This window comes from Ureibacillus endophyticus (assembly GCF_003628435.1).
GTDB classification, from domain to species: Bacteria; Bacillota; Bacilli; order Bacillales_A; family Planococcaceae; genus Ureibacillus; species Ureibacillus endophyticus.
The window spans coordinates 203540-223526 of the sequence record NZ_RBZN01000001.1; the positions used below are offsets into that span (position 1 = coordinate 203540).

The 19987-nt window shown below is 35.6% G+C and carries 14 protein-coding genes and 1 other annotated feature; of the genes, 13 read left to right on the forward strand and 1 reads right to left on the reverse strand.

Translation table 11 applies throughout. The features are described 5' to 3' along the window. Positions 1–90 precede the first annotated feature (90 nt). From tig to D8M03_RS00990, 11 genes are all read left to right on the forward strand, one after another. The gene (tig, locus tag D8M03_RS00940) at positions 91–1383 is read left to right on the forward strand and encodes a trigger factor (protein ID WP_121212802.1); all 1293 of its coding nucleotides are present in this window, start codon (positions 91–93) and stop codon (positions 1381–1383) included. Positions 1384–1602: 219 nt separating this feature from the next. Then, on the forward strand, positions 1603–2871 hold the full coding sequence (gene clpX / locus D8M03_RS00945; protein WP_121212803.1) for an ATP-dependent protease ATP-binding subunit ClpX: 1269 nt from the start codon (positions 1603–1605) through the stop codon (positions 2869–2871). Positions 2872–3160: 289 nt separating this feature from the next. Next, positions 3161–5482 (forward strand): endopeptidase La, encoded by a 2322-nt coding sequence (gene lon, locus D8M03_RS00950; protein WP_121212804.1) that lies wholly within the window; start codon positions 3161–3163, stop codon positions 5480–5482. Then, a complete protein-coding gene (yihA, locus tag D8M03_RS00955) occupies positions 5483–6067 on the forward strand; it encodes a ribosome biogenesis GTP-binding protein YihA/YsxC (RefSeq protein ID WP_121212805.1) in 585 nt (194 codons plus the stop codon). A 461-nt stretch (positions 6068–6528) separates the two neighbouring features. Then, positions 6529–7887: a glutamyl-tRNA reductase gene (gene hemA, locus D8M03_RS00960; protein WP_121212806.1), complete on the forward strand. Its 1359-nt coding sequence runs from the start codon at positions 6529–6531 to the stop codon at positions 7885–7887. 152 nt (positions 7888–8039) lie between these two features. Further along, positions 8040–8867 (forward strand): cytochrome c biogenesis protein CcsA, encoded by an 828-nt coding sequence (ccsA, locus tag D8M03_RS00965; RefSeq protein WP_121212807.1) that lies wholly within the window; start codon positions 8040–8042, stop codon positions 8865–8867. 19 nt (positions 8868–8886) lie between these two features. After that, on the forward strand, positions 8887–9816 hold the full coding sequence (gene hemC / locus D8M03_RS00970; protein WP_121212808.1) for a hydroxymethylbilane synthase: 930 nt from the start codon (positions 8887–8889) through the stop codon (positions 9814–9816). Next, positions 9809–10570 carry a uroporphyrinogen-III synthase gene (locus D8M03_RS00975; RefSeq protein ID WP_121212809.1) on the forward strand — a complete coding sequence of 254 codons (762 nt, stop codon included), beginning with the start codon at positions 9809–9811 and terminating at the stop codon, positions 10568–10570. Before hemC ends, D8M03_RS00975 begins: the two co-directional genes overlap by 8 nt. Further along, complete coding sequence (gene hemB, locus D8M03_RS00980; protein WP_121212810.1) at positions 10567–11547, forward strand: porphobilinogen synthase; 981 nt, start codon at positions 10567–10569, stop codon at positions 11545–11547. The genes D8M03_RS00975 and hemB overlap by 4 nt, the downstream gene beginning before the upstream one ends. A gap of 1 nt (position 11548) precedes the next feature. Beyond that, the gene (hemL, locus tag D8M03_RS00985) at positions 11549–12838 is read left to right on the forward strand and encodes a glutamate-1-semialdehyde 2,1-aminomutase (RefSeq protein ID WP_121212811.1); all 1290 of its coding nucleotides are present in this window, start codon (positions 11549–11551) and stop codon (positions 12836–12838) included. Between the two features lie 805 nt (positions 12839–13643). Beyond that, positions 13644–14828: a hypothetical protein gene (locus D8M03_RS00990; RefSeq protein WP_121212812.1), complete on the forward strand. Its 1185-nt coding sequence runs from the start codon at positions 13644–13646 to the stop codon at positions 14826–14828. Here the strand turns inward: D8M03_RS00990 and D8M03_RS00995 are convergent. Continuing rightward, positions 14805–15014 carry a hypothetical protein gene (locus tag D8M03_RS00995; protein ID WP_121212813.1) on the reverse strand — a complete coding sequence of 70 codons (210 nt, stop codon included), beginning with the start codon at positions 15012–15014 and terminating at the stop codon, positions 14805–14807. The genes D8M03_RS00990 and D8M03_RS00995 overlap by 24 nt on opposite strands. Positions 15015–15180: 166 nt before the next feature. Further along, positions 15181–15430, forward strand: a binding site (T-box leader). Between the two features lie 42 nt (positions 15431–15472). Between D8M03_RS00995 and D8M03_RS01000 the strand changes: the two genes are divergently transcribed. Beyond that, entirely contained in the window at positions 15473–18124 is a 2652-nt protein-coding gene (locus tag D8M03_RS01000) for a valine--tRNA ligase (protein ID WP_121212814.1), read from the forward strand. 81 nt (positions 18125–18205) lie between these two features. Further along, positions 18206–19984 carry a hypothetical protein gene (locus tag D8M03_RS01005; protein WP_121212815.1) on the forward strand — a complete coding sequence of 593 codons (1779 nt, stop codon included), beginning with the start codon at positions 18206–18208 and terminating at the stop codon, positions 19982–19984. Positions 19985–19987: the final 3 nt, after the last annotated feature.

The window sequence follows — 19987 nt, forward strand, 5'->3', positions numbered from 1 at the left end:
TGTAGACTATGTTATACTAAAATGGTTGTCAAAATCGTATAAACGAGTAGTTTGTCTAACAATTGTAAACTATTTTTGGAGGTATTATAAATGTCAGCAAAATGGGAAAAGCAAGAAGGAAATGTTGGTACATTAACAATCGAAGTACCAGCTGAAGAAGTAAATAAAGCATTAGATAAAGCATTTGCAAAAGTAGTAAAAACAATCAACGTACCTGGTTTCCGTAAAGGTAAAATGCCTCGTCCGTTATTTGAAAAACGTTTCGGCGTAGAAGCTCTTTACCAAGATGCTTTAGAAATTTTAGTTCCAGATGCGTACTCAAACGCAATCGACGAAACTGGTATTATTCCAGTAGATTACCCAGAAATCGATGGAACTGAAAACTTTGCAAAAGGCCAAAACTTTACTTTTACTGCTAAAGTAACTGTTAAACCAGAACCAAAACTTGGTGAATACAAAGGTTTAGAAGTTAAAAAAGCTTCAGTTGAAGTAACTGACGAAGAAATCGAAGCGAAAATCCAAGAACAATTAGCTCGTAAAGCTGAGTTAGAAATCAAAGAAGACGAAGCAATCGTTGAAGGTGATACAGCTGTAATCGACTTTGAAGGCTTCCAAGATGGTGTAGCATTCGAAGGTGGTAAAGGTGAAGATTACCCACTAGAAATCGGTTCAGGTTCATTCATTCCTGGATTTGAAGAACAATTAGTAGGTTTAAAAGCTGGAGAATCTAAAGATGTTGTAGTAACATTCCCAGAAGAATACCATGCAGCAGAATTAGCTGGTAAAGAAGCTACTTTCAAAGTAACTGTTAAAGAAGTTAAAACTAAAGTATTACCAGAATTAAACGATGAATTCGCTAAAGAAATCGATCCAGAAGTTGAATCTTTAGAAGCATTACGTGCTAAACTTAAAGAACAAACTGCTGAACAAAAGAAAGCTGATGCTGAAAGCTCATTACGCGATGAGTTAGTGGAAAAAGCTTCTCAAAACGCAGAAATCGACATTCCAGAATCAATGATTCATAACGAAATTCACCGCATGATCGATGAGTTCGCTCAACGTTTACAAATGCAAGGTATGTCTTTAGATCTTTACTACCAATTCTCTGGTCAAAATGAACAAGCTCTTCATGAGCAAATGCGTCCAGAAGCTGAAAACCGCGTACGTGTTTCTTTAACTTTAGAAGCAATCGGTAAAGCAGAAAATATCGAAGTAACAGAAGAAGATATTAACGCTGAATTAGAAAAAATGGGCGGTCAATTCGGTATGACAAATGAGCAAATCATTTCAGCTTTAGGTGGAAACACTGAAATTCTTGAAAATGATATTCGAACTCAAAAAACTGTAGAATTTTTAGTTGAAAACGCTAAAATTACAGAATAATTTCTAAACCAATTCAAAATACTAGTAGAATTTTGAAATAATGTTACAATAAAATTCATGTAAAACAAGGTACGGCGTTTTACCGTGCCTTGTTTTAACATACTAATACATAAACATAAATTGCTTATAATAATTATATTATGAGCAAACTCGAAACAATCTATTTGATTAAGGCTTAAGAATCTTGTAAGATTGTTGCTTGAATAGGGGTGAAGCAAATTGTTCAAATTTAATGATGAAAAAGGCAATTTAAAGTGCTCTTTTTGTGGAAAACCGCAAGAACAAGTACGTAAATTAGTAGCTGGACCAGGTGTATATATTTGTGATGAATGTATAGAGCTATGTTCTGAAATCGTAGTTGAAGAACTTGGAGTAGAAGAAGAAATCGATTTTCAAGATATTCCAAAACCAAAAGAAATATTATCAATTTTAGATGAATATGTTATTGGACAAGAGCGCGCCAAAAAAGCACTAGCCGTAGCTGTGTACAATCACTATAAGCGTATAAATTCAAACAGTAAAATAGATGATGTAGAGTTAGCAAAATCAAATATTGTTTTAATCGGACCAACTGGTAGTGGTAAAACTTTATTAGCACAAACATTAGCACGTATTTTGAATGTGCCATTTGCAATTGCCGATGCGACATCTCTAACAGAAGCAGGTTATGTTGGTGAAGATGTAGAGAACATCTTATTAAAACTGATTCAAGCTGCAGATTATGATATTGAACGTGCGGAAAAAGGAATTATTTATATCGATGAGATCGATAAAGTAGCACGTAAATCTGAGAATCCTTCAATCACTCGTGATGTATCAGGTGAAGGTGTACAGCAAGCATTACTTAAAATTCTTGAGGGTACTGTAGCAAGTGTTCCTCCACAAGGTGGACGTAAACACCCTCATCAAGAATTTTTACAAATAGATACAACAAATATCTTATTTATTGTTGGTGGAGCATTTGACGGTATTGAACAGATTATTAAACGTCGTCAAGGTCGAAAAGTAATTGGTTTCGGTTCTAATCCAACAAAACAAGATGATGACAATGTATCATTACTTTCTCAATTAATTCCTGAGGATTTACTAAAATTCGGTTTAATTCCAGAGTTTATTGGACGTTTACCAGTATTAGCATCCTTAGAACAATTAAATGAAGAAGCATTAGTGAGAATTTTAACTGAGCCAAAAAATGCTTTGGTGAAACAATATCAAAAAATGCTTGAACTTGATAAAGTGGAGTTAGAATTTGAAGAAGAGGCATTAAAAGCTATTGCTAAAGAAGCAATCGAACGTAAGACAGGTGCACGTGGTTTACGCTCTATTATTGAGTCAACAATGTTAGATATGATGTATGAACTTCCTTCTCGTGATGATATTGCAAAATGTATCGTAACGGAAGAAACGATTACTGAAAAAGCTACACCAAAGTTGATTCTTGCTGATGGTACTGAATTGAATAAAAAAGGCAAAAAAACTTCAGCATAAATAGCTTAAGTTCAGCGTTGAATAAAACAGTAATAAGCTGACTTCGAACATGCGTTAATCCGCTAGGTCGTAAGTCAGTTTTTTTTCAAATTTCTTCATTACCAAGATTTACATACAAATATTATTTTTTTCTTTACATAATAAATAGTAATACCATCTTTTTTTAACGAAGAATTTGAAATTAAAATTTGCAAAAATTACTATGATTATGTAAGTGAAATGTTTTGTTTTTATCACATACTATGGACGCGGGTTAATACGGAAAATCTGGATGGAGGTGAACGCCCGCATGAGCAATACGAAAACAAATATTCCATTGTTACCTTTACGTGGCTTATTAGTATACCCTTCAATGGTTTTACATATTGATGTTGGTAGAGCTCGTTCTGTTGCTGCATTAGAGCACGCAATGATGAATGAAAATTTAATATTCTTAGCAACGCAAAAAGACTTACGTGTAGAACAACCTAAACAAGAAGAATTATATTCAATCGGTACACTGGTGAATGTAAAACAAATGTTAAAGTTACCGAATGGTACTTTACGAATCTTAGTTGAAGGTATTAGCCGAGCAAAAATTACAAATTACACAGAAGAAAAAGATTTCACTGTAGTTGATTTAGAACTACATGAAGATGATACAACGAAAGATGTAGAAATCGAAGCTTTAATGCGGACACTAATAAGTTATTTCGAGAAGTATGCAAAGTCTTCGAACAAAATTACAACAGAAACAATTGATTCTGTTGTAGACATTGATGAACCTGGCCGTTTAGCAGATATCATCGCTTCCCATTTACCATTTAAAGTTGCTGAAAAACAAGAAGTATTAAGCATTTTTAATATTAAAAAACGATTAGATCATTTAATTATCCGACTTCATGATGAGCAAGAAGTATTGAATCTTGAAAAGAAAATTAACTCAAAAGTGAAGCAAGCAATGGAACGCACGCAGAAGGAATACTATTTGCGTGAACAAATGAAAGCGATTCAGGCGGAGTTAGGTGACAGAGAAGGTAAGACTGGTGAAGTAGCAGATTTACGAAAACGTATTGATGAAACAGGAATGCCAGAATCAGTTAAAAAGACGGCATTAAAAGAATTAGATCGTTATGAAAAACTACCTGCAGCAAGTGCTGAAAGTGGTGTTATTCGAAACTATATCGAATGGCTAATTACGATTCCATGGACAAAAACAACTACAGACCGACTTGACATACACCACGCTGAAGAAATATTAAATCGAGATCATGATGGTCTTGAAAAAGTAAAAGAACGTATTTTAGAGTATTTATCTGTTCGTCAACTCATGAATTCAGTACGTGGTCCGATTTTATGTCTTGTTGGTCCACCAGGGGTTGGTAAAACGTCCTTAGCGCGTTCGGTTGCAGAAAGTTTAGACCGTAATTTTGTTCGTATTTCATTAGGTGGAGTTCGTGATGAGTCTGAAATTCGTGGTCACCGTCGCACGTATGTAGGGGCTATGCCTGGGCGTATTATTCAAGGTATGAAAAAAGCTGGAACGATTAACCCAGTATTCCTTTTAGACGAAATCGATAAAATGTCTAATGATTTCCGTGGAGATCCTTCAGCAGCGATGCTAGAAGTTTTAGACCCAGAGCAAAACAATTCATTTAGCGATCATTATATTGAAGAACCTTACGACTTATCTCAAGTTATGTTTATAGCGACTGCAAACGATTTAAGTACAATTCCTGGACCGTTACTTGACCGAATGGAAGTAATCACAATTCCAGGGTATACTGAAATTGAGAAAACTTTAATTACGAAAAATCATTTAATCCCGAAACAAATTGAAGAAAATGGCTTAAAGAAATCCCAACTGACTATAAAAGATGAAGCAATTATTGATTTAATACGTTATTATACTCGTGAGGCTGGGGTTCGTAACTTACAACGCCAAATTGCAGCATTATGTCGTAAAGCTGCAAAAATCATTGTTTCTGGAGATAAAAAACGAGTTACGGTGAATTCAAAAGTGTTAGAAGAAATGCTTGGAAAACATCGTTACCATTACGGTCAAGCGGAAACTGAAAACCAAGTCGGTGTAGCAACAGGTTTAGCTTATACAACTGTAGGAGGAGATACTTTACAAATCGAAGTGTCACTAACTCCAGGAAAAGGTAAACTGATGCTAACAGGTAAGCTTGGAGAAGTAATGAAAGAATCTGCTCAAACTGCATTGAGTTATGTTCGTTCATTATCCGACAAACTAGCAATTGATTCAGATTACTTTGAACAACATGATATTCATATTCACGTTCCAGAAGGTGCAGTACCGAAAGATGGTCCTTCAGCAGGTATTACGATGATGACGGCATTAGTATCAGCAATTGCAAATAAAGCAATAAAACGTGAGATTGGTATGACTGGTGAAATCACATTACGTGGAAGAGTATTAGCAATTGGTGGTTTAAAAGAAAAATCATTAGGTGCTCACCGTGCTGGATTAACTACAATTATTATTCCAAAAGATAATGAAAAGGATATTGATGAAATTCCGGAAAGTATTCGCGAACAGCTTACTTTTAAACCGGTGTCATCGGCAGAAGAAGTGCTTAAAATAGCACTTGTTGGAGGTTTTGAATAAATGAAAGTCCACAACGTAGAAATGGTCATCAGTGCTGTTAAACCAGAACAATATCCAGAAGATGGACTGCCAGAATTCGCTTTAGCAGGAAGATCAAATGTGGGAAAATCATCGTTTATTAATAAGATGATTGGTCGTAAATCAATGGCGAGAATTTCATCAAAGCCAGGTAAAACTCAAACATTGAACTTTTATAAAATTGAGGATCAATTATTTTTTGTAGACGTTCCAGGATATGGTTATGCAAAAGTATCAAAAACAGAACGTGAAGCCTGGGGAAAAATGATTGAAAAATATATAACAGCGCGTAAAGAGTTACGTGCTGTTATCCTTATTGTTGATTTACGACACGCACCTACAAATGATGATGTAATGATGTATGATTTCTTAAAATACTACAATATTCCAAGTATTGTTATTGCAACGAAGGCAGATAAAATTCCAAAGGGTAAATTAGACAAGCATAAGAAGGTAGTAAAAGAAACATTGCAAATGGATAAAAATGATCCACTTGTTGTCTTTTCATCTGAAACTGGTCATGGCTTTGACCAAGCTTGGGCAGAAATTGAAAAACGCATGGGCTAATTTCTACATACTTCTTTATTAAAGATGGTTTATTAATACTGGCTTTTTAGTCGGTTTTAATAAAGCATCTTTTTTATTATTGTGAGGTAAGAAACTATAAATCTATCTAGAAAGGCTTTAATCAAATGTATTGCTCTACTTAATTCTTTGAAATCCTCATACAAAGCACAAAATTTATTTTTTCCGGAATATATCACCACTAATAAGAAAAACTAAATATCAATAAGTAGTTTATTTCTGTCGTATTATGTATTACAATATAAATATGTATATGAAATACTTCTTTAAATTCGACATCTGAGTGAATTTCATTGAAAGTACTATAGATATTTGTTAGACTTACTTTAGAATTATTCTAATTTGTAAATGTCGTCATAACTTATTCATAATTAAAGTTTGGTTTATGCAATCTTTGTGTTAGAATAGAATTTATGAAAAAGAACGTGTGAGGTGTAAAGTTCATGCATACACTTGTAGTAGGCTTGAATTATAAAACTGCGCCAGTCGAAATTCGAGAAAAATTGTCGTTTATTGAAAGCGAATTACCGGATGCAATGGCAGCGTTGAAAAAAGAAAAAAGCATATTGGAAGACGTCATTGTATCAACTTGTAATCGAACTGAAATATATGCCGTTGTCGATCAGTTAAATACAGGTCGTTATTATATTAAGCAATTCTTATCTAAATGGTTTAATATTCCAGTCGATCAATTTGATACACATCTTTATATCCGTGAAGATGACGACTCTCTACATCATTTGTTCCGTGTGACAGCGGGAATTGATTCAATGGTATTAGGTGAAACTCAAATTCTTGGACAAGTTAAGAAAAGCTTTTTAGAAGCTCAAGAAGTAGGGACAACTGGTACTATTTATAACCAATTATTTAAGCAAGCAGTTACGTTTGCAAAACGTGCACATAGTGAAACAACTATCAATGAAAACGCAGTATCTGTTTCATATGCCGCAGTAGAATTAGCGAAAAAAATCTTTGGTTCCTTAAAACATAAACATGTAGTAATTTTGGGTGCTGGTAAGATGGGGGAACTTGCGATTCAAAACTTATACGGGAATGGTGTTGGTAAAGTAACCGTTGTTAACCGTACTTTTGAAAAAGCAAAACACCTTGCATCTAAATTTGAAGGTAATGCAAAATCAATGCAAGAATTACAATGTGTACTACTTGAAGCTGATATTCTCATTAGTTCAACTGGTTCAACGGATTATGTAATTGATTACGAATTAATGCAATTTGTAGAACGTTTGCGTAAAGGTAAGCCATTATTCATGGTTGATATTGCTGTTCCACGTGATTTAGATCCACGCATTGGTGATTTACCAAATGTTTTCTTATACGACATTGATGATTTACAAGGAATTGTAGAAGCAAACTTAGCTGAACGGGAGCAGGCTGCAAGACAAATTACTGATATGATTGGACAAGAAGTGGTACAATTCAAAGATTGGTTTGCCACTTTAGGCGTTGTCCCTGTTATCTCTGCGTTACGTAAAAAAGCAAATAAAATTCAGCAAGAAACAATGGTTAGTATTGAAAACAAAATGCCGAATTTAACTGAACGTGAACGTAAAATATTAAACAAACATACGAAATCGATTATTAACCAATTATTAAAGGAACCAATTTTACAAGCAAAAGAATTGGCAAACTCACCAAAGGCTAGCCAACAACTTCAATTGTTCCAACAAATATTTGGAATTGAAGAGGATGTACAAGAAGAGGTTCAACAACAAAACCGAGAAGTTGTACAAGCAGTAAGTTCACAAAAAGAGACAATTTTAAATCGAAAATTGTCATATTAAGGAGAAAGAATGTGAGGCGTTTTCGTATCTGTATGGTAAACTATAGATACGTAAACGCTTATTCTTTTGGGATTTTACATAAATTTTACTGAAATTCTAAATGTTTCGTATTACTGTAGTAAAAGTTGTTAAAGATAAAGAAGGGTTGCTACATGACACAAATAGTGATGGCTAGACTTTATGAAATAATGGTTGTCCTATATGCAATCGGGATTGTTTGTTATTTTATTGATTTTTTCTTTAAACAAGTAAAAGTACGACGGGTAGCCTTTTGGTTTGTTTCGGTCGTATGGATTTTACAAACTTCTTTCTTTTTGTTGAACATTTTGGTAACAAAGCGTTTTCCAATTCTTTCACTATCTGAAGGTATATATTTTTATGCTTGGTTGTTAGTTACGATTTCTATTATTTTGCATTGTATTGTACGGGTCGATTTACCTGTATTTTTCATAAATGCTTTAGGTTTTATCTTTGTAACAATTCATTTGTTTGCTCCAAATCAAGTAAGAAATCCTTTAGTAGAATCTTTAGAATCAGAAATGCTGTTTATTCATATTTCATTTGCTATTTTATCCTATGCAGCGTTCACACTTTCCTTTGTTTTTTCATTGTTGTATTTAATCTTGTACAATATTTTGAAAAAGAAAAAGTTTCCCAAAATGTGGTCTCGATTACCAAGCTTACATCAAATGGGTCAATGGATGACGTATTCAATTGTCGTTGGGATACCAATTATCTTTATAAGCTTATTATTGGGTTTAGAGTGGGCTTATTTAAAATTAGAAGGGTTATCTATACTTGATACTAAAATCATTGGTTCCTTTGTAATAATGGTTATTTATTTAATCGTTTTAGTTTTACATCGAAGTGGAAAATTAACAGGATTGAATTTTGCATGGGCTCAAATATATACATTTTTACTTGTAGTTATAAATTTCTTCTTAGGAAGCAAGCTTTCAAACTTCCACATTTGGTATTAGCAGAAAGGTAGGATTTACATTGCGAAAAATCATCGTAGGATCAAGAAAAAGTAAATTAGCGTTAACACAAACAAATTGGTTTATTAATGAATTAAAAAATGCAGGTGCTCCTTTTGAATTCGAAGTAAAAGAAATCGTGACAAAAGGTGACCGTATTTTAGACGTTCAATTATCTAAAGTAGGTGGAAAAGGGTTATTTGTTAAAGAAATTGAACAAGCCCTTTACGATAAAGAAATTGATTTTGCTGTTCACTCAATGAAAGATATGCCTGCCATTTTGCCTGAAGGGTTAGTAATTGGTTGTATTCCTCCACGCGAAGATGCTCGTGATGCATTTATCTCAAAAAATCATGTTAAATTTGCCGATCTTCCAAATGGTGCTGTTGTTGGAACAAGCTCATTAAGACGTAGTGCGCAACTTTTACAGGCTAGACCTGACCTTGAGATTAAATGGATTCGCGGAAACGTTGATACTCGATTAGCAAAATTAGAGAATGAAGATTATGATGCGATTATTTTAGCAGCAGCAGGTTTAAAACGTCTTGGTTGGAATGATGACGTTGTGACTGAATATCTAGATGTCGATATTTGTTTACCAGCTGTAGCTCAAGGTACTTTAGGGATTGAATGCCGAGCTGATGATGAAGAATTATTAGCAGCTCTTGCGAAAATTACAGATCAAACAACTTGGAACGAAGCCCATGCTGAGCGCGCATTTTTAGCTGCAATGGATGGTGGATGTCAAGTTCCTATTGCTGGATATGCTACGACAAATGGTGATGAAATTACATTAACAGGTTTAGTAGCTGCTCCTGATGCATCTATCATTTATAAAGAAACGATAAAAGGTAATAACCCTGAAGAATTAGGAAAAGAACTAGCGAAGATTTTAACAGAGCAAGGAGCCTTTGATCTCATTCAAAAAGTGAAGGCTGAAGAAAATGCATAATTTCCCTTTAAGAGGAATTACGGTTGTTGTAACAGGTACTAAAATAACAACTTCAATCCTTTCAAAAGTTCATTCATTAGGTGGAGAGGCGCTTGCCTATCCACTTATTGATACGAAAGAAATTATAGAACCATATGATCATATTCAAATACAAATGGCAAGAAACCTAGATTGGCTTATTTTTACTAGTCAAAATGCAGTTAAAGTCTTTATTGATAAATTAAGGCGAAACAGCGTTAAACCAACTGAATTTAAAGGTAAAATCGCAGCTGTCGGTAAAAAAACAGCAGAATTACTTGAATATCATGGTTTTCAAGTAAATTTCATGCCTTCAGTATATAGTGCGGATGTATTTGTAAAAGAGTTCCCTGATATCGCAGGCAATAACCCTCGATGTTTGTTTGTGCGTGGGAAGAAAGCAAAAGATACTTTGAAAAAAGGGTTACCTTTTCGCATAAAAGAATGGAATGTATATGAAACAGTTGAAAACCTTGCAACAGTGGATCCACTAATGCACTTAATTCAAACTGTTGAAAGGCCAATAATTATTTTTGCAAGTCCGTCTGCTGTAGATGTTTATGCACAACATATAGCTCCATTTACTAAGGACCAAAATGTTAAATATGCAGCAATTGGTCATATTACGGAGGCTGCATTACATCGCAATGGCTTGGACGTTACATATAAACCAAAAACTTATACAATGGAATCTGTTATTGAAGAAATAGTAAAGAAAGAGGATGCGAATCAATGACAAATTTAAACTTTAAAAGACATCGCCGTTTACGCTCATCTGCTACAATGCGTTCAATGGTAAAAGAAACATATCTTCATAAAGAGGACTTAATTTACCCTATTTTCGTAGTGGAAGGGGAAAATATTAAGAACCCAGTAAAATCAATGCCTGGTGTTTTCCAATTCTCTTTAGATAAATTAGAGGAAGAAATTGATGAAGTTGTTTCATTAGGAATTCCATCTGTTATTTTATTCGGTATCCCTGCAGAAAAAGATGCTGTTGGAACAGGTGCTTTTCATGATCACGGGATTGTTCAAGAAGCAACTCGCTTAATTAAAGAGCGTCACCCTGAGTTACTTGTAATTGCAGATACTTGTCTTTGCGAATTTACAGATCATGGACATTGTGGGGTAGTTGAAGGTGAGAAGATTTTAAATGACCCTTCATTAGATATCTTGGCACGTACAGCAGTCTCTCAAGCAAAAGCTGGTGCTGATATTATTGCTCCTTCTAATATGATGGATGGTTTTGTTGCTGCAATTCGTGTTGCATTAGATGAAGCAGGTTTTGAAGATGTTCCAATTATGTCATATGCAGTAAAATACGCTTCTGGCTATTATGGTCCATTCCGTGAAGCTGCAGAAGGTGCTCCAAAATTTGGCGACCGTAAAACGTATCAAATGGACCCTGCTAACCGTTTAGAAGCATTCCGTGAAGCTGAATCAGATATTGAAGAAGGTGCAGATTTCTTAATCGTGAAACCAGCATTATCTTATTTAGATATTATTCGAGATGTCCGCAACAATTATCATTTACCGATTGTTGCTTATAACGTATCTGGTGAGTACGCGATGATTAAAGCAGCTGCACAAAATGGCTGGATTGAAGAAAAACCAGTAGTACTGGAAACTTTACTAGGTATGAAACGTGCAGGTGCAGATTTAATTTTAACTTACCATGCAAAAGATGTTGCTCGTTGGTTGGAGGGAAAATAATATGAATCGTTATGACAAATCCATTCAAGCATTTTCAGAAAGTATCCACTTAATGCCAGGTGGGGTAAATAGCCCTGTTCGTGCATTTAAATCGGTAAATGCAGATCCAATATTTATGGAGTCTGGCTCTGGTGCTATTATTAAAGATATTGATGGGAACGAATACATCGATTATGTATTAAGTTGGGGACCACTTATTTTAGGTCATTCTCATCCTGAAGTGGTAAAAGCAATCCAAGAACAAGCAGCAAAAGGTTCTTCTTTTGGAGCACCGACTTTATTAGAAACAAAATTAGCACAAATTATTATTGAACGTGTACCTTCTATTGAAATGGTTCGTTTCGTTTCATCTGGTACTGAAGCAACGATGGCCGCATTACGTTTAGCTCGTGGATACACTGGCCGTGATATCATTTTAAAATTTGAAGGTTCATATCATGGCCATGGAGATTCTTTATTAATTAAAGCTGGTTCTGGTGTTGCTACACTAGGTTTACCAGATAGCCCAGGAGTTCCAGCAGATATTGCGAAGAATACATTAACAGTTGCTTATAACGATTTAGAAGCTGTTCAAACGGTATTTGAGAAGTTAGGAGACAAAATCGCCGGTGTTATCGTAGAGCCAGTTGCAGGTAATATGGGAGTTGTTCCACCTAAGCCAGGTTTCTTAGAAGGATTAAGAAAGTTAACAGAAGACCACGGTGCATTATTAATCTTTGATGAAGTAATGACAGGTTTCCGTGTTGACTATCATTGTGCTCAAGGGTATTTCGGCATTAATCCTGACTTAACATGTTTAGGTAAGGTTGTTGGTGGAGGACTTCCAGTAGGTGCTTTTGCCGGTAAACGTGAAATTATGGAGCATATTGCACCAGCTGGACCAGTATACCAAGCAGGTACATTATCAGGAAATCCTCTTGCGATGACAGCAGGTATTGAAACTTTATCTCGTCTAACTCCTGAAAGCTATGAGTATTTCAAAAAGTTAGGAGATCAATTAGAAGCTGGTATTCGTGAAGCTGCTACGAAATATAACATTCCACACACAGTAAATCGTGCAGGTTCAATGATTGGTTTATTCTTAACAAATGAAGACGTAGTGGATTTTGAAACTGCGAAAACTTCTGATCTTGCGCTATTTGCAGAATACTTTAAATTGATGGCTGAAGAAGGGGTATATTTACCACCATCTCAATTTGAAGGATTATTCATTTCTACTGCACATACAGAAGAGCATATTGCAAAAACAGTAGATGCTTTCCATAAAGTGTTTGCGAAATTAGCTCGATAAGTAAAATATAAAAGGCAATCATGATTTTCATTTCATGATTGCCTTTATTTGTTTTGGATATTGTGTTTTCCGATCTGAGCCGCCTCCGCATTTCTAATGTCCAGCTACGGCGGCTAGGCTCTCGCGACGCTTCGACTTCTCCTACGAAGGCAAAGAGCGCCTTCTAGTCGAAGTCTCCAGCGCGTGTCGAGCCTGAACGAGCCGCCTCCGCATTTCTAATGTCCAGTTACGGCGGCTAGGCTCTCGCGACGCTTCGACTTCTCCTACGAAGGCAAAGAGCGCCTTCTAGTCGAAGTCTCCAGCGCGTGTCGAGCCTGAACGAGCCGCCTCCGCTTTTCTAGTTGTCTAGCTCCGAACGCTTGCTCCTCGACAACTTCAGAATCGTCTTCAAGGGTAAAAAGCGCCCTTTTGCCGATTCTTCCAGTTGTTGTCGGAGCAGGGCGAGCGTTCTCCGCATTTCTATTGTCTAGCTTTGGCGGCTAGCTCCTCGGAAACTTCGCCTTCCTCCTGCGTGTGTAAACACACTTGTCAGAAGCCTCCAGTTTCTATCGGAGCTAAACGAGCCGCCTCCGCTTTTCTAATGTCCAGCTGCGCGCGTTAGCCGTTCGGAAACTTCAACTTCTTCCTACGTGTGCTAGCACACTTGTCAGAAGTCTCCGAAGTACAAGGAAGTACAAGTGCCGACAATGCTACAGGATGTGGCGTTTTTGTCGGCCAGTTTCGTTCACGGCTGACCGAACGCGCTCCGCTTTTCTTGGTATACTTCAATTTTTTGCGCATATGGTAGATACGGGAGGGATATCATATGCAAAATATTAATTGGGATATGATGACACAATTTGTTTTTCCAGAAGAATTAGGCTTAGTCGAAGAAGTTATTTCGTGCAATATCATACCTCGTTGGCAACAAATTGAAACAGAAGATTCGATTCAACTTCATGGAATCTATCATATTACGGCAGTTGCTCGTTTTAACCCACATGAATTGCCACAATATAGTGAAGGTACGTTAATAGAAGAGTTAGAGTTTGATGGAAATAATGGCTATTTTGAATATGCATTGCCTTTAAATGTAGATTTACCCCGTGAGAAAGTTGCTCAAGATAACAAACCGGAAATAGCTGTAGATAACATTCAATTTTTAGTTTACGATGGTTGCAGTTGTACATTTAAATGGGAAGTAAACTGTGCCTTTGAAGAACCAGTACATGGGGCATTATTTAATCATGAACCGGTAAATGAACCTCCAATTATCGATTATCGAGCTGAGGAACCACAACAAGATATAACTCAGGAAATTCGTTTCGGTCATGATGCCATTTTCCCTGAAGAGCCAAACTTTGGCGATTTCCCAGTACTAGATGTAACAGAAACTATTCAGGATGGACAAACTTTTGAAGGAACTCCATCAAGTACTGAAGACTATTCACCCTCACAAGAAGTAGCCCCAGAACAAAATGTAGCACCAATTGATGATATTGCTCCAGTGCAAATGGAACCGATAAAAGAAGCAGTTCCTCAACAACAAGAGGTACCTGTAAATGAAGTAGTTCCAAAAGAACAAGTGGAACCAATTCAAGAAGCAGTACCATTGCAACAAGAGGAATCTATAAATGAAGTAGCCCCAGTTCAAAATGTAGCCCCAGCAGTTCAACCAACTCCAGTGGATGAACAAACGATACAACCAGTTGAATTGCAAGAAGAAGCACCAAAAACAAAAAATACAGCAATCAAAGAAGTTCATCTAAATACGTTTGATGAGAGTGATAGTAATATTTTAGACCTTGCTACAGATGTTGTAGTTAACAGAGGTACAATCGTTCAAGATAGTGATGAAAACCAGGTTTATTCTCAAGTTGAAGAACCACAAAAGAAAGAGAAAATAATTCACTCCAATCAATATTTCCCAACAGATGCTGATGATTTTTATAATGATTTGAAAGAGTCCTATACGATTTTAAATATATCAAATAAAATCCGTAATGAATAAATAGCATAACCCAGCTAAAATTAATAGAAAAATAATGTCACCTGTCGTTGGTATGATGATTGTTCGTATTCCCTGAAAAACAGTAATTGGAATAATGATTTGTTTACAGAAAAATCTTGTTTTCCTTAGCCATGGTGGCAATAAATATGGATTATAGCCTCTACCTTGGAAGCCCTTTTTTTTCAATTTGTTCACACACCTTTCGGGATATTCGTTGTAACTTGAAAACAGTTGTTGTAATATTATACAATGTATACAGTAGCATTTTGGTTCCCTATCCTATGAATAGGGAAGCGATAAGGATTAAATTCCTTTTGCTCCGAGACAGCTGTGTTTCAAGTGAAAATGAATAGTTGATGCTATGAATAGGAAGAGTAAAATGATTCTTACATGCAAAAGAGAGGAAACGGTAGCTGAAAAGTTTCTGCATGTGCTCATTTGAAGGTAGCCTAGGAGCAGCTTTTGTGAACGTTAGTAGCAAAATGCCGGTAAAACCGTTACCCTAATAAGTGCCAAGTTTTCTTAAATACAACTTGATTATTTAAGTTAATTTGGAATAAAGGTGGTACCGCGAATTTTATATAAACTCCTTCGTCCTTTTTTGACGAATGGAGTTTTTTTATTTTCTAAGGAGGAAAACAATCATGACAGAACAACAAAACATTTCAATGCCAACGAAATACGATCCACAAAATATTGAAGCTGGTCGTTATGAATGGTGGCTACAAGGCAAGTATTTTGAAGCACAACCTGAAAGTGGAAAACAACCGTATTCAATCGTAATTCCACCGCCAAACGTTACAGGTAAATTACACTTAGGTCATGCTTGGGATACAACATTACAAGATATTATTATCCGTATGAAACGCATGCAGGGTTATGATGCGCTTTGGTTACCTGGTATGGACCACGCTGGTATCGCAACACAAGCAAAAGTAGAAGCAAAACTTCGTGAAGAGGGCGTTACTCGATATGACCTTGGTCGTGAGAAATTCCTAGAAAAAACTTGGGAATGGAAAGAAGAGTATGCAGGTCATATCCGTCAACAATGGGCTAAATTAGGGTTAGGTCTAGACTATACACGTGAACGTTTCACTCTTGATAAAGGTTTATCGGATGCAGTTAAAGAAGTATTCGTAAAATTATATGAAAAAGGGTTAATCTATCGTGGGGAACGTATCATTAACTGGGACCCTGCAGCAAAAACAGCATTATCTGATATCGAAGTAATCCATAAAGAAGTAGAAGGTGCATTCTACCATATGGAATACCCATTAGCAGATGGTTCAGGTAAACTACGTGTTGCAACTACACGTCCTGAAACAATGCTAGGTGACTCAGGGGTTGCCGTTCACCCTGAAGATGAACGTTATAAACACTTAATTGGTAAAACTGTCATTTTACCAATCGTAGGTCGTGAAATTCCAATCGTTGCAGATGAATATGTAGATATGGAATTCGGTACAGGTGTAGTAAAAATGACTCCTGCTCATGACCCTAACGACTTTGAAGTAGGTAATCGTCATAATTTAGAACGTATTTTAGTAATGAACGAAGACGGTACTATGAATGATTTAGCTGGCAAATATGCTGGTATGGATCGTTTTGAATGCCGTAAACAAATTGTAAAAGACTTACAAGAAGCTGGTGTACTTGTTGAAATCGAACCACATACGCATCAAGTAGGTCACTCTGAACGTTCAGGAGCGGTGGTTGAACCGTACCTTTCAGCACAATGGTTCGTTAAGATGGGACCTCTTGCAGAACAGGCACTAGCAATTCAAAAAAATGAAGACGAGAAAGTAAACTTCGTACCAAATCGTTTTGAAAATACGTACAATCGTTGGATGGAAAATATTCATGACTGGTGTATTTCACGTCAATTATGGTGGGGTCACCAAATCCCAGCTTGGTATCATAACGATACAGGCGAAATTTATGTTGGGAAAGAAGCTCCAGAAGATAGCGAAAACTGGACACAAGATGAAGACGTTCTTGATACTTGGTTCTCATCAGCATTATGGCCATTTTCAACAATGGGCTGGCCAGATACTGAAAACGAAGAATTTAAACGTTACTACCCAACAAACACATTAGTAACGGGTTATGATATCATCTTCTTCTGGGTAAGTCGTATGATTTTCCAAGGTAAAGAATTTACTGGCGTACGTCCATTTAAAGATGTATTAATCCATGGTTTAGTTCGTGATGGTGAAGGCCGTAAAATGAGTAAATCTCTTGGTAACGGTGTAGACCCAATGGAAGTTATCGAACAATACGGAGCTGACTCCCTACGTTACTTCTTAGCTACTGGTTCGTCACCTGGTCAAGATTTACGTTATACAACTGAAAAAGTAGAGGCTGTATGGAATTTTGCGAATAAAATTTGGAATGCTTCACGTTTTGCATTAATGAATATGGAAGGTCTTACATTTGAAGAAATCGATTTAACAGGTAATTTAAATGTTGCTGATAAATGGATTTTAACTCGATTAAATGAAACAATTGCACGTGTAACAGATCTTGCAGAACGTTATGAATTTGGTGAAGTTGGTCGCGAATTATATAACTTCATTTGGGATGATTTCTGTTCTTGGTATATTGAAATGGCGAAACTTCCTCTTTATGGTGAAGATGAAGCGGCTAAGAAAACAACACGTTCAGTATTAGCATATGTATTAGATCAAACAATGCGCCTATTACATCCATTCATGCCATTTATTACAGAGGAAATTTGGCAACACCTTCCACACGAAGGAGAATCAATTACAGTAGCTGCATGGCCAACAGTGAAAGAAGAATTTAATTTTGCACAAGAAGCTACAAGTATGAAACTACTCATGGACATTATACGTTCAGTGCGTAACATTCGTGCAGAAGTAAACACACCAATGAGTAAAAAAGTTCCATTATACATTGCAGCTAAAGATCCAGAAACAGCAGGCATTTTAGAAGACAATCGTGCTTACATTGAAAAATTCTGTAATCCAGAGAATTTAAATATTGGTGTAAACTTAGAAGCACCAGGCCAATCAATGTCAGCAGTTGTTACTGGAGCTGAATTATTCTTACCACTTGCTGGTTTAATCAACTTAGATGAAGAAATTGCTCGTCTTGAAAAAGAATTAGAAAAATGGGCAAAAGAAGTGAAATTAGTATCTGGTAAGCTTTCAAATGAAAAATTCGTTTCAAAAGCACCAGAAGCCCTAGTTGCTAAAGAACGTGAAAAATTAGCAGATTATCAAGAAAAGCATGAAGCAGTTGAAAAACGTTTAGCAGAGTTACGTAATATGTAATAAAATATGAGGAGAAGTAATTAGGTTCTAATTACTTCTCCTTTTTTAATATAAAATGCCCTCATATTAGGAGGTAAATTGATGGCAAGCAATCCATCGTTCGAAAATGAAATAAATCACTTATTTGTTTACGAACAAAAACAGTCTTTTTCCTTTTCAAAAAGTATGTATAAAGGTGAAAAGGAAATTTTAATTGTTGTGAAAGATACCCAAAATAAAAACAGAGCAAAGTTTTGGGCGAGAAAACTACATAAAATTTATAATGTTCATGTTTTAGCAGTAACGTTATTTCATTCTCAAAAAATCGATTCTTATATAAATAAAAACAATATTGCCTCGGTAATTGTAGTTGATATAGAAGCTACTAATAAGGGGATTGTTATTTCAACAGAAGATGATAGTTTGTACTCTTTTTTATCAGAATCACTATCAACCAATAATGAACAGCAAGTTAATTTGAATAAGGAAGATGTAAAAACGTTTAGGACAAGCCGTTTTACTTCTTTAATTAAAATTGGTCAGATAAAAAATTATCATCGATTTTTTGCCTTCTTTACTTCCTATATTCACTTACATCCTAAATTATCATTAGAACATAGGGAAAGTAAGATATATCGTGTGAGTGGGAAAAAAGTAGGGCAGAACATTCCTTTTAATCGAGTTGAGCTAAATCCTTCAGTATTGGAACAATTGAATTTACAAGAGAATGATTATGTTGTTATATATAATCCAATGAATAGCAAATTTGCCATAGGATGCATTAAAAGCTCAAAGAAATCGATGGCTGATGAAATTATTTTAAGTTTTTCAATTAAGAAAAAATTAGAACTACCATCTGCAATCGTGTTCCATCCTTTAAAGAAAATTATTAGTTCGAAAATCCAAATTCAGGCGGTAAAAAAGATTGCTGACGGCAGTATTACTGTATCTGATGATATTTTCCAAAAGGTTAATGAAATCGGTACATCACATTTTGAAATTGTAAATAGGGCAACTTCCGCATCTATCGATTTGGAGCGTTCCAAAATTATATTAGATAGTTCTTTAGATGCTGGAACAATCAGATTAAGTTACTTACAGCGGGAATTTTTAAATTTTGAACATCCACCTGATACACTATCTGATTATTATTACCAATTATTTAGTAGTACACCTGAACTAACTGATGAGCAATTGAACTTTTTAGCAGAACACTATAGTCATAATAAAGTACATAAGATTGATACATATGAGGAGAAAGTAAAGGCTAAGAAACTTCTTCAAAAAGTTGGATATAATCGAGCGGTGATTTATCCATTGCCTGAGAAGCGGAGAAGGAAGAAATTAAATCCGTTACAAAAACTGTTTTATTTTTACCTGCGATGGTCAATTCGTCCTTCTTCAGTAAAGTTGAAAGTAATTCGTCCATACAGTACAGATGAATCGAGTAATATTGTACGTGTGTCAAAAAGTGTGATGAGTTTATTGGGGATAGCTGAAAATGATTTAATTACTCTTCATTATCGTGGAAGAACAATAACTGTACCTGTACTTGAACTTGCATCTACTGAATTAATTAAAGAAACAAATATAATTTCAAATGAAAGTAGTATCAACATCTCCATAGGGATACCAGCACATTTAAGAGATAAGTTGGGGATTAAACAAATTGGTAAGATTTGTGATGTTGAAAGGGACCTCTTCTATTTATTTAGAAAAAGTGTGAACACACAGTTTTTGCCAGTCCTTGCTACGATTTTTACTATCACGCAGTTAAAGATTGATGATTGGTGGATAAAGGTTGCTATGATTATTATTATCGTTCCTTTATCTAGTTATCTAACATTATCAGCAGTGCGTGAGAAAATACCTAAACTTTAGGAG

Excerpts from the sequence above, each read along its gene's own strand:
- tig (WP_121212802.1), top strand. The coding sequence starts at position 91 with ATGTCAGCAAAATGGGAAAAGCAAGAAGGAAATGTTGGTACATTAACA.
- lon (WP_121212804.1), top strand. The coding sequence starts at position 3,161 with ATGAGCAATACGAAAACAAATATTCCATTGTTACCTTTACGTGGCTTA.
- yihA (WP_121212805.1), top strand. The coding sequence starts at position 5,483 with ATGAAAGTCCACAACGTAGAAATGGTCATCAGTGCTGTTAAACCAGAA.
- hemA (WP_121212806.1), top strand. The coding sequence starts at position 6,529 with ATGCATACACTTGTAGTAGGCTTGAATTATAAAACTGCGCCAGTCGAA.
- ccsA (WP_121212807.1), top strand. The coding sequence starts at position 8,040 with ATGACACAAATAGTGATGGCTAGACTTTATGAAATAATGGTTGTCCTA.
- D8M03_RS00975 (WP_121212809.1), top strand. The coding sequence starts at position 9,809 with ATGCATAATTTCCCTTTAAGAGGAATTACGGTTGTTGTAACAGGTACT.
- hemB (WP_121212810.1), top strand. The coding sequence starts at position 10,567 with ATGACAAATTTAAACTTTAAAAGACATCGCCGTTTACGCTCATCTGCT.
- hemL (WP_121212811.1), top strand. The coding sequence starts at position 11,549 with ATGAATCGTTATGACAAATCCATTCAAGCATTTTCAGAAAGTATCCAC.
- D8M03_RS00990 (WP_121212812.1), top strand. The coding sequence starts at position 13,644 with ATGCAAAATATTAATTGGGATATGATGACACAATTTGTTTTTCCAGAA.
- D8M03_RS01000 (WP_121212814.1), top strand. The coding sequence starts at position 15,473 with ATGACAGAACAACAAAACATTTCAATGCCAACGAAATACGATCCACAA.
- D8M03_RS01005 (WP_121212815.1), top strand. The coding sequence starts at position 18,206 with ATGGCAAGCAATCCATCGTTCGAAAATGAAATAAATCACTTATTTGTT.